General features: G+C 62.4%; 15 protein-coding genes and 1 tRNA gene. 5 read left to right on the forward strand and 11 right to left on the reverse strand.

Going from position 1 to position 15,604, the window contains the following annotated elements; translation table 11 throughout:
• Positions 1-10: 10 nt before the first annotated feature.
• The 3 genes from CJ028_RS13370 to CJ028_RS13380 all read right to left on the reverse strand — a co-directional run bounded on the left by CJ028_RS13370 (position 11) and on the right by CJ028_RS13380 (position 2,822).
• Positions 11-838 (reverse strand): carbohydrate ABC transporter permease, encoded by an 828-nt coding sequence (locus CJ028_RS13370; protein ID WP_205684045.1) that lies wholly within the window; start codon positions 836-838, stop codon positions 11-13.
• A 15-nt stretch (positions 839-853) separates the two neighbouring features.
• Positions 854-1,873 carry a carbohydrate ABC transporter permease gene (locus tag CJ028_RS13375; protein ID WP_205684046.1) on the reverse strand — a complete coding sequence of 340 codons (1,020 nt, stop codon included), beginning with the start codon at positions 1,871-1,873 and terminating at the stop codon, positions 854-856.
• A 151-nt stretch (positions 1,874-2,024) separates the two neighbouring features.
• Entirely contained in the window at positions 2,025-2,822 is a 798-nt protein-coding gene (locus tag CJ028_RS13380; protein WP_240607269.1) for a FadR/GntR family transcriptional regulator, read from the reverse strand.
• A gap of 101 nt (positions 2,823-2,923) precedes the next feature.
• Here CJ028_RS13380 and CJ028_RS13385 point away from each other — a divergent pair, with 101 nt between their 5' ends.
• The 4 genes from CJ028_RS13385 (at position 2,924) to CJ028_RS13400 (ending at position 6,632) form a co-directional block, all read left to right on the forward strand.
• A complete protein-coding gene (locus CJ028_RS13385; protein ID WP_105035730.1) occupies positions 2,924-3,490 on the forward strand; it encodes a gluconokinase in 567 nt (188 codons plus the stop codon).
• Positions 3,487-4,593 (forward strand): aldose epimerase family protein, encoded by a 1,107-nt coding sequence (locus CJ028_RS13390; protein ID WP_105035731.1) that lies wholly within the window; start codon positions 3,487-3,489, stop codon positions 4,591-4,593. Before CJ028_RS13385 ends, CJ028_RS13390 begins: the two co-directional genes overlap by 4 nt.
• Positions 4,594-4,691: 98 nt before the next feature.
• The gene (gene gnd, locus CJ028_RS13395) at positions 4,692-6,149 is read left to right on the forward strand and encodes an NADP-dependent phosphogluconate dehydrogenase (RefSeq protein WP_105035852.1); all 1,458 of its coding nucleotides are present in this window, start codon (positions 4,692-4,694) and stop codon (positions 6,147-6,149) included.
• Between the two features lie 117 nt (positions 6,150-6,266).
• Positions 6,267-6,632, forward strand: a complete 366-nt coding sequence (locus CJ028_RS13400; protein WP_105035732.1) for a hypothetical protein — start codon at positions 6,267-6,269, stop codon at positions 6,630-6,632.
• 196 nt (positions 6,633-6,828) lie between these two features.
• Here CJ028_RS13400 and CJ028_RS13405 read toward each other — a convergent pair whose 3' ends face one another.
• The 3 genes from CJ028_RS13405 to CJ028_RS13415 all read right to left on the reverse strand — a co-directional run bounded on the left by CJ028_RS13405 (position 6,829) and on the right by CJ028_RS13415 (position 9,342).
• Entirely contained in the window at positions 6,829-7,806 is a 978-nt protein-coding gene (locus CJ028_RS13405; protein ID WP_104178544.1) for a ribose-phosphate diphosphokinase, read from the reverse strand.
• On the reverse strand, positions 7,807-9,240 hold the full coding sequence (gene glmU / locus CJ028_RS13410) for a bifunctional UDP-N-acetylglucosamine diphosphorylase/glucosamine-1-phosphate N-acetyltransferase GlmU (protein WP_105035733.1): 1,434 nt from the start codon (positions 9,238-9,240) through the stop codon (positions 7,807-7,809).
• Between the two features lie 30 nt (positions 9,241-9,270).
• Positions 9,271-9,342 (reverse strand) — tRNA-Gln (locus CJ028_RS13415).
• A gap of 123 nt (positions 9,343-9,465) precedes the next feature.
• Between CJ028_RS13415 and CJ028_RS13420 the strand changes: the two genes are divergently transcribed.
• A complete protein-coding gene (locus CJ028_RS13420; RefSeq protein WP_105035734.1) occupies positions 9,466-9,957 on the forward strand; it encodes a MarR family winged helix-turn-helix transcriptional regulator in 492 nt (163 codons plus the stop codon).
• 18 nt (positions 9,958-9,975) lie between these two features.
• Here CJ028_RS13420 and CJ028_RS13425 read toward each other — a convergent pair whose 3' ends face one another.
• The 5 genes from CJ028_RS13425 to CJ028_RS13445 all read right to left on the reverse strand — a co-directional run bounded on the left by CJ028_RS13425 (position 9,976) and on the right by CJ028_RS13445 (position 15,603).
• Positions 9,976-10,635 (reverse strand): methionine ABC transporter permease, encoded by a 660-nt coding sequence (locus CJ028_RS13425; RefSeq protein WP_105035735.1) that lies wholly within the window; start codon positions 10,633-10,635, stop codon positions 9,976-9,978.
• Entirely contained in the window at positions 10,635-11,663 is a 1,029-nt protein-coding gene (locus CJ028_RS13430; RefSeq protein ID WP_105035736.1) for a methionine ABC transporter ATP-binding protein, read from the reverse strand. Before CJ028_RS13430 ends, CJ028_RS13425 begins: the two co-directional genes overlap by 1 nt.
• 101 nt (positions 11,664-11,764) lie before the next feature.
• Positions 11,765-12,673 carry a MetQ/NlpA family ABC transporter substrate-binding protein gene (locus CJ028_RS13435; protein WP_338064142.1) on the reverse strand — a complete coding sequence of 303 codons (909 nt, stop codon included), beginning with the start codon at positions 12,671-12,673 and terminating at the stop codon, positions 11,765-11,767.
• Between the two features lie 180 nt (positions 12,674-12,853).
• Positions 12,854-14,647 (reverse strand): ABC-F family ATP-binding cassette domain-containing protein, encoded by a 1,794-nt coding sequence (locus CJ028_RS13440; RefSeq protein WP_105035737.1) that lies wholly within the window; start codon positions 14,645-14,647, stop codon positions 12,854-12,856.
• Positions 14,648-14,676: 29 nt separating this feature from the next.
• Positions 14,677-15,603 carry a 4-(cytidine 5'-diphospho)-2-C-methyl-D-erythritol kinase gene (locus CJ028_RS13445; protein ID WP_105035854.1) on the reverse strand — a complete coding sequence of 309 codons (927 nt, stop codon included), beginning with the start codon at positions 15,601-15,603 and terminating at the stop codon, positions 14,677-14,679.
• Position 15,604 lies beyond the last annotated feature (1 nt).

Genomic DNA, 15,604 nt, shown 5'->3' on the forward strand with positions numbered 1-15,604 from the left:
CACAGGTGCATTACCCCTTGACCGCACCCTGTGCGATTCCAGCCACAATGTGGCGCTGGAAGGCGATGAAGACGATGATGGGCGGAAGCGTGGCCAGCACGATGACGGCCGCGAGTACTCCGTACTGCCAGACCTCACCCTTTAATAGGGTGAGACCGACCGAGAGCGGCATCGCCGGGGGATCAATGGCAAGCGTTTTGGCCAAGGTGTATTCACCCCAGACGTTGTAGCTGGTGATGATCGTGACCAGGACTATGCCATTCCTAGCCATGGGCAGCATGATCCGCCACCATCTGGCGAACACCCCAGCCCCGTCCATGGTCGCGGATTCTTCGATCTCGTGCGGAATGGCCATGAAGGTCGCCCGCATGATGAGAATGGCGAAAGGCAGGGCAACAGCGACGTTCGGCAGGATCAGTCCCAGGTTTGTATTCAGCAAGCCAAGCTCGTTCTCCAGCAGGAACATTGGAACCAGGAGAATGACGAGCGGGACAGTCAGCGTGCCGACAATGGCTAATAGGAGAATGTTCGCGCCGCGGAATGGAAGCTTGGCGAAGCCATAACCGGCGAGGGAACTGAGTACGACGACTAGGGTGACGGAGACGATAGTGATGATAAAGGTGTTTGCGAAATATTCCGCGAAACGACTTTCTGCCACTGCCGCATAGTTTTCCAGCGTCCACTCCTTGGGTAAGAAGCTCTGTGGCACCTGGAAGATTTCATCTGCTGACTTGAAGGAATTGAGCAGAATGTAAACCAGCGGAGCCAGGAATACGATCGCGAGCAGAAGAAGAACCCCGTGAATCCACAGCCTGGAAAAAATAGAACCCCTTACCACGACAAGCCTCGCATTCTAAGCATTCTTATCTCCGGCCTTGCGAAGGAACAGAAAGTTGAGCACGATCAGTACCAGGATGATCAGCCCCAGAATGTAGCCCATAGCCGATGCGTACCCCATATCGAAATACGTGAAGGCCGTGAGATACACCTGCTGATATAACACCAGGGTGCTGGTTCCTGGGCCGCCATCGGTCATTACCATAGGCTCGACAAAGACCTTGAGGGCATGAAGGATGCCCCAAGTCGCGGTCAAAATGTAGGTCTCTCTCAAGTTCGGCAGGAGGATATAGAAGATCTTCTTGAAGCCTCGCGCCCCGTCCAACTCGGCGGCTTCCAGGGTGTCCGGATCGATGGACTGCAAGCCGGCGAGAAAGAGTATGGTCTCAAAACCGATCGTGGCCCATAGGGACAGCGCGATGATTGAGCCCATTGCGGTGTCGCTCTGGCTCAACCATGGTTGGACCAGGAATGGCAGGTTGAAGACGTCGCCCAACAGGTAGTTGAGAAGGCCATAGTTCGGCTGGAGGATCCATAGAAACACCAGCCCAGCAAGCGAGAGAGGAACAACCAATGGGACGAACACGGCGCTTCGGTAGAACGAATTGAAGCGAATTTTCTGGAACAGAAACAAGGCGATGCTGAGCGATGCCACGATCAAGATAATGAAGAAGAAGAAGCCAAAGACAAACGTGTTTGTCAGGCTCGTGACGAACTGTGGATCCTCGAACGCCGAGACGTAGTTGTCCAGGCCGACGAACGTGGGGTCATCGTCATAGACGAAGTTGTATTCGGTCAGGCTCATATACCCAGACGACACCAGCGGGTAGAGCATGAAGACGAAGATGAAGAGCAGTGCCGGCAGGATGAACAGAAAGCCGACCGACCGACCGGTGCGTCGACTCCTGATTTTCTTGCGTCTGACTGCGCCTTGGCCAGCGAGCGGCGGCCGCCTTAGTCTGGGAGGAGACGTTTCTGTCGCGACGAGGCCCATCGGTCGCTCAGCGCCGAAGCGAGCATAGGGCCCGACTGCCATGGACGGTGTCAGCGTTTAGCTTGACTGCATAGTGCACGAAATTCCCCCTGCATATCTGTGGCGAAGTGTGGCGCGTCCGATGATGCGCTTACCTCCGACTGTAAGGCAAAAAAGCATACTTATCTAGTGATTGCCAGCCATTGAGTGATACTTATTGGTGACCGGGTGACTTTTGGATGAAATCGCCACTCCCGTGCGGAGCAGCCCAGATAGTGCTCATTTCGTCCATGGTCCGTTGCATGATGCCCAACATCGAGCGCTGCGCAATATCAGGCGCACCCCGTTGAATGGCGGAGGCGACATCCACGTGCAATTGAAGCGCTTCCTCGTGGGGATGCGTGGGCATGAGGCCATAGTGCGTACGACCAGCCAACACTTCGGAGATCAGGCTCTCCAGTTTCGCGAACATTTCGTTTCCGGAGCTTGCAAGGACTAGGCGGTGGAATTGGATATCCAGAGTGAGAAATAACTCTTGGTCACCGGACTCGCCAGCCGCCCACAACCGGCCAGCAAGTCCCATCAGGTCGCTCGCGCTGGAGAGGGGCGAGCGGAGGGCCGCAAGTCTGGCCGCTTCCGGCTCAATGGCCGTCCGCAGCTCTGTGAGTGATCGCAATTGGGTAATCTGCGCACGTGAAGCCAAACGCCACCGAATGACTTGAGGGTCAAAGAGATTCCATTCGCTGGGTGGACGGACCAACACACCAACGCGACGCTTGGATGAAACCAGACCCATCGACTCCAGCACACGCAGGGTTTCTCGAATAACCGATCGAGAAACCCCGTATTGCCGTTCGATATCTTCAATCTTCATTACCGATCCGGTGGCCAGTGCCTGATCGCACAGTGCCAGGCCGAGTTGCTCCAGGACGCGGGCATGGAGGCCTGAGCCGACCGCCGCCGGCACGGCCACCTCGGGGGGGCCGTGCAATTTCTTCGTAGTATCTCCCACGTTCAAATCATATTGGAACCAGCACTCAATTGTTTAGATATGCTTTATTCGTCTTTCCTCACCTGAGGCGGGCGGGAGCCGCAAGAATTGCAGAGGCGGGCATGAAGCAGACCGAAGAAATTCAATCGATTGTCGTAATGGGAGTCTCTGGCTCTGGCAAGAGCACGGTTGGCGTACTCTTGGCCAGGTCATTGAACTTCGAGTTCTTCGACGCGGATCGACTACATCCAGCCGACAACATTGCGAAGATGGCGACGGGTCGTGCGCTCACGGATGCCGAGCGGGAGCCATGGCTGCACGCTGTGGGTGGCTACCTCGCCCACGCACGCAAGTCCGATGGCGGCCTCGTTGTCGCCTGCTCCGCCTTGAGACGGGCGTACCGCGACATTCTCCGTAAGCATGTTGCCGACGCGTACTTTGTTTTTCTGGATGGAGAACAGGAGATCGTTCAAGATCGAATTGTTCGTCGAGTTCACGATTTCATGCCGCCGTCTCTGCTCGCATCCCAATTTGAGATCCTTGAGCCGCTTGAAGCCGACGAGTACGGAATCTGCGCCGACATATTGCTGGCCCCACTCGACGTCGTCGACGTGATTACAGCCCAGCTCCATCCGACATCGAAGAGACCTGTGGTGATCGCAAAGGGACTCGGTCGGGCTCTCCCATGATCAACCTGGCGACGATTGGTACTTTCACTTTCGGCCATCTGCCCGACGGCCGACCAGTTAAGGCCTTTCGATTGACAAACCAAACCGGTGCACGGGCTGTGATTCTCGCGTATGGCGGAATCCTGCAGTCATTCGGAACCCTCGACGTCGCGGAAAAATTCGACAATCTTGCCCTCGGATTCCATTCATTGCCAGCCTATCTCAATCAGACCAGATATTTCGGGGCGGTCATAGGCCGACATGCGGGACGTATCCCGAATGGAATTTTTTACTTAGACGACAAGGAATACCGGGTGCCGTTGAACAGCCCACCGCATAGCAAACATGGTGGGTTCTCGGGCTTCGACAAGAAGCTGTGGTCAGCCGAGAGCTTTCGAACATCCAACAGTTCTTGTGTCCGGCTCGAATACACCAGTGCAGACGGTGAGGAGGGGTACCCGGGAGAACTACGCACAGCAGTCACGTACCGTCTCCTTGACCACGAGGACACCCTGCGTGTGGAGTATGAGGCAACCACTGACCAGCCAACGATCGTCAGCCTCACGAATCATTCCTATTTCAACTTGGCCGGCGAAGGAAACGGGTCGATCCTCGATCACGAGTTGCGTCTGAACGCAGACCATTACCTCCCCATCGGAAAAGATCTCAATCCCCTGGCTGGCCTCGCACCGGTGGCAGGAACATCACTCGACTTCACCTCACCCCATCGCATCGGTGAGAGAATCAGGGACGATTCGGACCAGATGCGCTGGGGCCGCGGCTACGATCACAACTTTGCTGTCAATGGCGAGCCGAGTGCAATAAACTTTGCTGCCCGGGTCGTTGAACCAACGTCCCGGCGCACCCTGGAGCTATGGACTACGGAGCCGGACCTCGTCTTCTACACAGCAAATCTCTTGGACGGAAGCATTGTCGGCACTTCAGGGCGTGCGTACCGGTCGGCAGACGGGTTTGCGCTAGAACCCAAGCGATTCTCTGATCCAAAACATCGCCCGAATTTTCCCGGAAATGTGCTGCGTCCCGGCGATACCTATCTCTCTACGACCGAATACCGCTTCGCCAGAGTACCCATTGATCTGGATCTCTGGAACGAATCTCGATAGCGGCATGCCGGTAACCCTCCCGACACCGTGATGTATCAAGACACGATCGGCGGGTAGCCTTGTAAGCGGTTGGAAAAATATCAATGCAAGGAGAAAACGTGTCAGAGTCCGTTTCAGCACAGGCAAATATTGGTGTCGTCGGTCTGGCGGTGATGGGCTCGAACCTCGCACGCAACCTCGCCGGCCGCGAGGGAAACACCGTGGCGGTCTACAACCGCTCCCCCGAACGAACCCGCCTGCTCACGACCGAGCACCCCGAGGCGAACTTTGTCGCCTCAGAGGACATCGCCGGCTTCGTCGCCTCCCTGACGAAGCCGCGAACCGCCATCATTATGGTGCAGGCTGGCCGCGGAACCGACGCCGTCATCTCGCAGCTCTCCGAGCTGTTCGAGCCCGGCGACATTATCGTCGACGGCGGCAACGCCGAATTCACCGACACCATCCGTCGCGAAAAGGAACAGAGCGCCAAGGGCCTCAACTTCGTCGGTGCCGGCATCTCCGGTGGCGAAGAGGGTGCCCTCAACGGCCCGAGCATCATGCCCGGCGGTTCGGTGGAGGCCTACAAGACCCTCGGCCCCATCCTTGAGTCCATCGCCGCCGTCGTCGACGGTGTGCCCTGCGTCACCCACATCGGCACCGACGGCGCCGGCCACTTCGTCAAGATGATCCACAATGGCATCGAATACGCTGACATGCAGCTCATCGCCGAAGCCTACGACCTGCTGCGCAGGGTTGGCGGGCACTCCCCCGAGGCCATCGCCGACGTCTTTACTGACTGGAACAGTGGGGAGCTTAACAGCTACCTGATCGAGATCACCGCGGAGATTCTGCGCCAGGTTGACGCGAAGACCGGCAAGCCGTTCATCGACGTGGTGCTCGACGAGGCCGGCTCCAAGGGAACGGGCGTCTGGACCGTTCAGAACGCGCTCGACCTCGGCGTTCCCGTCGGCGGTATCGCCGAGGCCGTCTTCGCCCGCGCCGTTTCCAGCCACCCGGAGCAGCGCGGTCCCGTGCGCGCGACGCTCTTGGCCCGGCCCGAAATTGCCATTGTGGGAGACACCTTCCAGGAAGATGTGCGCCAGGCGCTCTACGCCTCGAAGATCGTCGCCTACGCGCAGGGTTTCGACGCGATCATCGCCGGCGCGAAGAAGTACGGCTGGAGCATCGACAAGGGCGCAATCGCCACTATCTGGCGCGGTGGCTGCATCATTCGCGCTCAGTTCCTCAACCGCATCGTGGATGCCTACAACAACGACCCGTCCATCCCGAGTCTGCTCGTCGACCCGTACTTCGCCGAGGCCGTTGCCTCCGGTGAGGCAGCCTGGCGCCGCGTGGTTTCGACCGCAGCGCTGTCGGGCATCCCGGTTCCCGGCTTTGGCTCAAGCCTGAGCTACTTCGACTCGCTCGCAAGTGAACGCCTGCCGGCCGCCCTGGTGCAGGGTCAACGCGACTTCTTCGGAGCGCACACCTACCACCGCGTGGACATGCCCGGCACCTTCCACACCCTGTGGTCCGGCGACCGCACCGAGATCGCCACCGAGGCGTCGACGCACTGACAACAGCAGCGTTGCCGGCCGGCAGCATCCGTCCCTCCCCCGGGCTGAACGGATGCTGTCGGCCGGTTTGTTTACACGGGTCGCTTCACACCCACGTCTGGAATACTGGGACTCCCCATGACTGACAAACACCCCGAGCTCTCGGGCTACGAGCCGAACGACAACTACCGTCCTCTGCGCGGCAAACACTTCACCGCTATCTTGCGGGTCGCTGTCGTGCTCGGGCTCATCGCCCTGGTGGTGCCGGGTGTGCTCACGACCATGCGGGTCGCCTCGGACACCGCCGCCAACGCCTGCCTGAGCGCCGTGGCGCAGTACTACCCGTTCGCCGTCGACTACGACGCCCGCTTCGACCTCTCCGGCCCAGGTGGGTTCGGCTGGCAATGCTACGCGATCGACCAGAACGAGCGGGAAACTTTCGTCACCCCGCTCGGCATCATTCCCGCCGCGCCCCGCCAGATCGTCCCCGCCACACGCACCTAGCGGAACTCTCCCCTGCCGGTCCCGCCGACCCGTGAGTTTCGATGAGTTCGCCCCGCCGAGCAGTGAGTTGCGGCCCGAAAATCGCCTGGAACGGGCGGGAAGCATCCATTTTTGGCGCAGTTAATGAACGGGAGGCGGCTGCCGCAGCCACCGCCTCCCGAAACCAGCCACTCGCGGGGCTGGATGGTTCTCAGCCCTACGCGGCGCCGTCGAACATCGAGGTGACCGAACCCTCGTCGAAGACCTCGTGAATCGCGCGGGCCAGCAGCGGCGCGATCGGCAGTACCGTGAGGGTCGGAAAGCGCTTCTCCGGCGGGATCGGCAGCGTGTCGGTGACGACGACGGCGCTAATGGCCGGGTTCTGCAACATGTCAACGGCCGGGTCGCTGAACACGGCGTGGGTGGCGGCGACGACGACACCGATGGCGCCGGCCTCACGCAGGGCCTCGGCGGCCAGGGCAATGGTACGTCCGGTGTCGATCATGTCATCGACGAGGAGGCAGACGCGACCCTCAACCTGGCCGACGATCTCGTGCACGGAGACGCGGTTGGGTACGAGCGGGTCGCGACGCTTGTGGATGATGGCGAGCGGTACGCCGAGGCGGTCGCTCCAGATGTCGGCGACGCGCACTCGGCCCATGTCGGGCGAGACGATGGTGAGGGTGGCCGGGTCGAGCTTCTCGCGGAAGTGCTCGAGCAGCACCGGCATCGCGAACAGGTGGTCGACCGGGCCGTCGAAGAAGCCCTGGATCTGAGCGGCGTGCAGGTCGATCGACATAATGCGATCGGCGCCGGCCACCTTGAACAGGTCGGCGACGAGGCGCGCCGAGATCGGCTCGCGGCCGCGACCCTTCTTGTCCTGCCGGGCGTAGGGGTAGAACGGAGCGACCACGGTGATGCGCTTGGCGGAGGCCCGCTTGAGCGCGTCGACCATGATGAGCTGTTCCATCAGCCATTCATTGATCGGCGCGGTGTGCGACTGGATGACGAAGGCATCCGAGCCGCGCACACTCTCGTCGAACCGGGCATACAGCTCGCCGTTGGCGAAGGTGCGCGCATCGGTGTGGAGCAGCTCAGAACCAAGCTCCGTGGCGATATCGAGTGCGAGCTGCGGGTGCGCTCGCCCCGAAACCAGTACTAATCGTTTGTCGCCGCTGGTCTTGATTTCCGACATCTATTCTCCAGTCTTTTCGCTGCTTGCCGCCGCCGTATCCGCGGCTGTACCGGGACGGTTGACGTGAACCCAGCCGTCCATGTTGCGTTGCGGGGCCACGTTGATGGCCAGTGCACCGGCCGGTACGCTCTTGCGAACGACTGTGCCAGCCCCCGTGTACGCCCCGTCACCAATTGTAATCGGCGCGACGAAGACGTTGTGCGACCCGGTGCGCACGTGCGACCCGATCGCCGAGTGGTGCTTTGCCACGCCGTCATAGTTGGCGAAGATTGTTCCGGCGCCGATGTTCGACCCCACGCCGACCGTGGCGTCACCCACGTAGCTCAGGTGCGGCACTTTGCTGCCGGCGCCGATCTGGGCGTTCTTGGTCTCGACGAAGGCGCCGATCTTGCCGTCTGCGCCGAGCACGGTATTCGGGCGCAGGTACGAGAACGGGCCGACGGATGCCCCCGCCTCGATGACGGCGAGGGTCGCGTCGGTGCGATTCACCCGGGCATTCTCGCCGATCTCGCAGTCGCGCAGGGTAGTGTCCGGGCCGATGATCGCGCCAGTAGCCACAACCGTGGCACCGACGATCTGAGTTCCGGGCAGCAGTGTGACGTCGGGCGCGAGTACGGCTTTCAGGTCGATCCAGGTCGTGGCCGGGTCCTGCACTGTCACACCGGCAAGCTGCCAGCCGCGCACGATTAGGGCGTTGAGCTTCTGCGCGGTGTCGCCCAACTGGGCGCGATCGTTGATGCCGGCGACGATCCAGGCATCGGCGACGGGAACGGCGCTCACTTCGGAGCCGGCTCCGCGCAGCAGCTCAATCACATCGGTGAGGTATTTCTCGCCCTGCGCGTTGGCGGTGGTGAGTTCGGCCAGCTGCTCGCGCAGCGCGGCCAGACCGAACAGGTAGACACCAGCGTTGATCTCGTTGACGGCCAGTTCGGCATCCGTCGCATCCTTCTGCTCGACGATGCGGTCGAACACGCCCTCGGCCGAGCGGATGATGCGGCCGTAGCCGGTCGCGTCGTCGGGGTAGGCGGACAGTACGGTTCCTGCCGCGTTGCCCTGTCGATGGGAGGCGATGAACGAGGCGAGCGTGGCGGCGTTCAGCAACGGCACGTCACCATTGATGACAAGCACGTCGCCGTCAAAATCGGCGGGAAGCGCGGCGACAGCCTGCTCGACGGCGCGGCCGGTGCCTGGGATCTCGTCCTGGTCGACGATGGTGCTCTCCGGCAGGTCTTCGGCCACGACGGCGGCGAGCAGGTCGCGTTCGTGCCGCACGACGGTAATGACGTGCGCGGCATCGAGGGCGCGTGCGGTCGCGAGCACGTGACTGACGATCGGCACCCCGGCGAGCGGATGCAGCAGCTTGGGCAGGCTGGACTTCATGCGGGTACCCTGGCCGGCGGCCAGAACAACAATGGCGAGGCGGGCGTCTGTCACAGGATTCCTAACGCATAGAGAAATTGAGGGCTCCGCCACCAGGATTCGAACCTGGACCGAACAACTCCAAAGGTTGCCGTGCTGCCGTTACACTATGGCGGACCATGCCGGCCGAGGCCAGCAACCAGTCAAGTCTGCCAGATTCTTAGCGTCGTGCAGCACCGCTGATGGCGGTCAGGCGGCCTCTGGGCGAAGAAACCCCCGGGTAAGCGGGATAATGGAGCAATGCCTAGCCATGATGAAGTCGACCGAATCGTCGATTCGTGGCTGCGCGAACGCCCCGATCTGGATTTTGCGCCGCTGCAGGTGCTCAGCCGGGTGGCCCGATTGTCGAAGCACCTCGACCGGGCCCGCCGCACCGCCTTCTCTCGTTCGGAGCTCGCATCGTGGGAGTTCGACGTGCTCTCCGCCCTGCGCCGCGCCGGCACCCCCTACGAGCTCAGCCCGAAAGCCTTGCTGCAACAGACCCTCGTCTCCAGCGGCACCATGACGAACCGCATCGACGGACTCGTCGAACGTGGCCTGGTGAAACGCCGCTCAGCACCCAACGATGGCCGCGGCATCCTGGTGGGCATGACTCCCCCCGGCCTCACGCGAGTGGATGCCGCCATCACTCGGCTGGTCGACGCCGAGGCCGAGCTGCTCGACACCCTGTCAGTGACGGATCAGGAGCGGCTGGCCGGTTTGCTGCGCAAGCTCAGCCTGGACTTCGACTGAGAATTAGCGGGGCCTGGTCTACCGACGCAGCGCCCTACGGGCGAGGTAGTTGCCGAAGAACTGCACGAACTGCACCAGCACGATGATGATCAGCACGGCCGCCCAGGTGACGACGGGTTCGTACTGCCGGTAGCCGTACAACAGGGCGAAGTTTCCGAGGCCGCCGCCGCCGACGTAGCCGGCGACCGCCGACATGTCCACGAGCGCGACGAAAATGAACGTGTAGCCGAGAATCAGCGGTCCGAGCGCTTCGGGCAGCAGCACCGTGAAGATGATGCGAATCGGGCCAGCGCCGACACTGCGGGCCGCGTCAATCACGCCGGGAGTCACGGTGAGCAGGTTCTGCTCCACGATGCGGGCCATGGCAAAGGACGCCGCGAGGGCGATCGTGAAGATGATGGCGTTATTGCCGATGCCGCTGCCGGTGACCGCTCGGGCGAGCGGTTGCGCCGCCGCGAGAAAGATGATGAACGGAATCGGGCGAATGAAGTTCACCAGCAGATTGAGCACAAAAAACAGCGGCTTGTTCTCGAGAATGCTGCCGGCCCGGGTGAGGTAGAGCCCGAGACCCACCAGCAGACCGCCGAGGCCGCCGAAAAACAGGGTAAGGGCAACGATGTAGAGCGTTTCGTAGGTGGCCGTCCAGAGTTCGGGCAGCAGGTCGATCAGGGCATCCATCAGCGCACCTCGGTAACAGTCGTGAGCGTTCGAATGTGGGCGAGCACCGTATCGATCACCGGGTCAGCGCCGGTGAGGGCGAGGGTCAGGTGCCCGAATGGGCGTCCCTGAATCTCGTTGATTCCGCCGTAGACGACCTCGAACGCCACGCCGGCCCCCGACAGCTCGCCGAAGACGGCCTTCTGGTCGACCGCGCTGTCGCGAAATGCCAGCGTCACGATGCGTCCAGCGTGCCGCGCGCGCAGCACGGCGAGTTCGTCTGGCGATGGTACCCCCTTAACCACCGTCGAGACGAATCGAGCGGATGCCGCTGCCTGCGGGTTCGAAAAAACGTCAAAAACAGGTCCACGCTCGATGACCCGACCCTGATCCATCACGGCGACCTTGGTGGCGAGGGTCTGGATGACATCCATTTCGTGGGTGATGACGATGATGGTGACCCCGAATTCCGCGTTCACCCGCTTCAGCAGCGCGAGCACCTCGTGGGTGGTTTCCGGGTCGAGGGCGCTCGTGGCCTCATCGGCGAGCAGAATGCTCGGCTGAGTGGCGAGGGCACGGGCGATGCCCACGCGCTGTTTCTGCCCGCCGGAGAGCTGGTCGGGAAAAGCCCCGGCCTTGTCGGCGAGGCCGACGAAGTCGAGCAGCTCGGCCACCCGGGCGGTGCGCTGTTCCTTGGGATACCCGGCCACTTCGAGCGGATAGGCCACGTTGCGGGCAACCGTGCGGGAGCCGAGCAGGTTGAACTGTTGAAAGATCATGCCGATGCCGAGGCGCACCTGGCGCAGCTCGCGCTCGCGCAGGGCTGCGATATTCTGCCCGTTCACCCAGATCTCGCCGGAGGTGGAACGCTCCAGGGCGTTGACCAGCCGCACCAGGGTGCTCTTTCCGGCGCCGGAATAGCCGATGATGCCGTAGATATCGCCGGCCTCAACGTCGAGGCTGACATCGTCAATCGCCGTGACGCTCGCGCCGTCTTTGGTCTGAGGCGGGTATACCTTGCCCACATTTCGCAGACTGACTACAGCCATCCGTTTGCCTCGCTCATTTCATTTGTAAACCGCTGAACACAATAACGCAGTCCGGGGCGCGTGCTCCCCCGGACTGCGTTATTACTACTTACAGTGGATGCTTACTCGGCGTCCTTGATCTCGGCCTGAATGTCGGCCAGAGATTCAATCAGGTCGGCTACCGGGGTGGTCAGCATGACAGCGGTGTCGCCGGACACAGCGAACACGCCGTCCTGCACGTCCTGGGTGTTCTGGTAGATCTCGACGAGCTTGAGGAAGGTCTCGTTGTTCTTGTCTTCGTCGCGCGCGGCGAAGATGTTCGCGTAGGGCAGCGCCTTCGAGTCGGCCGCGTCGTCGGTGGCGATGGCATCGGAAAACTTGAGCCCGCCCTTCTCGGCGAAGTCATTGTTAATGACTGCGGCAGCAACGTCGGGCAGCGAGGCCAACGTGAGCGACGCCTCGAGGGCCTTGACCTTGACCTTTGAGGCCTCTTCATCGATGTCATCGAGGCCGGAGTAGATCGTGCCGCCGTCGGTCAGCTCGATGAGCCCCTCGGACTGCAGAAGCACGAGCGCACGGGCCTGGTTGCTGTCGTCGTCGGGCACTGCAACGGTGTCACCCGCCACGATGTCATCGACATCGCTGTACTCGGTGGAGTACAGGGCGATCGGGTAGATGGCCGTTGCACCGATCGGGGCCAGGTTCTCGTTGCTGGCTTCGTTGTACTCGGCCAGGTAGACGATGTGCTGGAACTGATTGAGGTCGACCTCACCGGCGGCGAGCGCCGGGTTGACCTGCGGGTACTGTGCGAAGTTGACGATCTCGATCTCAATACCTGCGGCCGCGGCGGCCTCGGTGTAGACGTCCCAGTAGGGGTCGCTGGCTCCGACGACGCCGATCTTGATGACGTCACCGTCAGTACCGGTGGCGGGGCCGTCGGTTGAGGCTCCGGCGCAGCCGGCCAACAGGGCGACGAGGGGTGCAACGGCGAGCGCGGCGAGCAGGCTCTTCTTCTTCACGATTTTCTTCACAATGATTCCTTCAGACGATCTGGGGTCGGGCTCCCGGGCACACGGCCATGACCGGTCAAACCAGAAGGCTGTGCCCGCGCGGGGCTTGGTACCGCAGCTGCGCAGGTACCCCTTAACGATACGTGCCGAAGCTGCGACGCGTGGCCGGCAACGACACACTACGTCACAGCTTCTTTCGAATCAGCCCTCGATTAGCTCAGTAAGTTCGACCCAGCGAGTTTCGAGCGTGGCGATGGTCTCTTCGAGTTCGGTCAGTTTCACCCCGAGTGCACCGAGACCGGCAAAGTCGGACTGGTCGTGCGCGGCGAGTTTCTCGTGTTTGAGAGCGATGCGCTCCTGCAGCTTGACCACCTTGCGGTCGATCGAACCGAGTTCTTTCTGGGCGTTTCTCAGTTCCGCCCCGCCGAGGGTGGGGATCTTCTTCTTGGCGCCCGAGGCATCCGTCGGCGAACCGGCGGCCGGTCCGGCGACGGCCTTGCGGCGCACCTCGAGGTACTGGTCGACGCCGCCGGGCAGGTGGCGAAAACCACCGTCCATGACCGCGTACTGATTGTCGGTGACACGTTCAATCAGGTACCGGTCGTGCGAGACGACGAGCAGGGTGCCGGGGAAGGAGTCGAGCAGGTCCTCCATGGCGGCGAGCATGTCGGTGTCGAGGTCGTTGGTGGGTTCGTCGAGGATGAGTACGTTAGGCTCGCTGAGCACGATCAGCAGCAACTGCAGCCGGCGCTTCTGACCACCGGAGAGGTCCTTGACCTGGGTGGTGAGCTGCGCGCTCAGAAAGCCCATGCGTTCGAGCATCTGGCCGGGCGTGATCTCCTTACCGCCGGCCATGTAGCTGGTCTTCTGGCGGCCGATGACATCACTCACGCGGTCGTTGCGAATCTCGTCGAGTTCGAACAACTGCTGGGTGAGCACGGCGACCTTGATGGTCTTGCCGCGCTTGACCGTTCCGGTCGTCGGCTGCAGGGTACCGGCGACCAGGTTCAGCAGGGTGGACTTGCCCGCACCGTTGACGCCCATAATTCCGGTACGCTCCCCCGGCGCGATGCGCCAGGTTATGTCGTTCAGCACGGTCTTATCGCCGAACTTCACGCCAATGTCGATGAGGTCGACGACGTCCTTGCCGAGACGCTGCATGGCCATCGACTGCATCGTGACGGTGTCGCGCGGCGGCGGCTCGTTTTCGATCAGCACGTTGGCGGCATCGATGCGGAATTTGGGCTTGGCGGTGCGGGCCGGGGCGCCGCGGCGCAGCCAGGCGAGCTCCTTTTTCATGAGGTTCTGGCGCTTCGATTCGACCACGGAGCTCATCCGGTCGCGCTCGACGCGCTGCAGGATGTAGGCGGCGTAGCCTCCCTCGAAGGGTTCGATCAGACGATCGTGCACCTCCCAGGTGATGTTGCAGACCTCGTCGAGGAACCACCGGTCGTGGGTGACGACCACGAGTCCGCCGCTCTGGGCGGCCCAGCGGGTCTTCAGGTGACCGGCGAGCCAGGAGATGCCCTCCACGTCGAGGTGGTTGGTGGGCTCGTCGAGGAAGATGCAGTCGTAGTCGCCGATAAGCACGGCGGCGAGGGCCACCCGGCGGCGCTGGCCACCGGAGAGGTCGTCGACGAGGGCGTCCCAGGGGATATCCCGCACCAGGCCGCCGATGACGTCGCGTACCTTGGCGTCGCCAGCCCAGACGTGTTCTTCGATGCCGCCGACGATGGTGTGACCGACGGTCTGGCCGGAGGCGAGGTCGTCGGACTGGTCGAGCATGCCGATGGTGACGCCGCGACGACGGGTGACCCGGCCTTCGTCGGGTTCCATGCGGCCAGCCAACAGGCGCATGAGGGTGGACTTGCCGTCACCGTTCTTGCCGACGACGCCGATGCGGTCGCCTTCGTTGAGGCCGGCAGTGACGCTGTCAAAGATAACGCGGGTAGGAAATTCGAGGTGCAGGGACTCAGCCCCGAGAAGATGTGCCATAGCCTCCGAGTTTACGGCACGCCGATGAGTTAGATGAGGCGGGCCCCGTGCACCGGGCCGGTGGCCCGCACGACCTTGAGCCGACTGGCGGAGAGCGCGACCTGCAATTCGAGCGCGCTGTCGGCATCCGCTACCAGAAACGCCACGGTCGGGCCTGAGCCAGAGAGGATGCCGGCCAGAGCACCATTCTCTTCGCCGAGCTGCAGTACCTTGCCGAGGCCGGGCGCGAGGTGCAGCGCTGGAGCCTGCAAGTCGTTGTGCAGCACGTCGGCGAGCATGTGCGCGTCGCCCGCCCGCAACGCCTGCAGCACGTTCGCGTCGACACTGGGCTGATGCTCGGCCGGAAAAATGTCCTGCGCGTGGCGATCACGGTGCCGGTCGAGTTCCTGGTACACCCCGGGCGTCGACATGCCGAAGTCGGCCAGGGCGAGTACCCATTGGAATTTACCCTTGGCCAGTGCCGGGCTCAGCTGGTCGCCGCGACCGGTGCCGATGGCGGTGCCGCCGGTGAAGGAGAACGGTACATCAGCGCCGAGGGTGGCGGCGATGGCGAGAAGTTCGTCTTTGGTGGCGCTGGTCCCCCAGAGGGCGTCGCAGGCGAGCAGGGTAGCTGCGGCGTCGGCCGAGCCGCCGCCCATTCCACCGGCGATCGGCACGTTCTTCTCGATCTCGAGGTGAACGCCGGCGCGATAGCCGGTTTTGCGGGCGAGTGCCCTGGCTGCTTTGATGGCGAGGTTGCTGCCGCCGGTAGCCAGACCGGAGGTGTCGATGGTGCCACTGAACTCCACCGAGAAGTCGCTGGCCGGCGTGGCGCGCACCTCTTCGAACAGAGAGACGGCCTGGTAGGCGGTCGCGAGGTCGTGGTAGCCGTCTTCCATGACGGCGCCAACCTTGAGGAAGACGTTGATTTTGCCCGGTGCCCGCACGTGCACAGCGGCGGTGCTGGCGGTCGTCATC

The organism is Cryobacterium aureum, assembly GCF_002954245.1.
GTDB lineage: Bacteria > Actinomycetota > Actinomycetes > Actinomycetales > Microbacteriaceae > Cryobacterium > Cryobacterium aureum.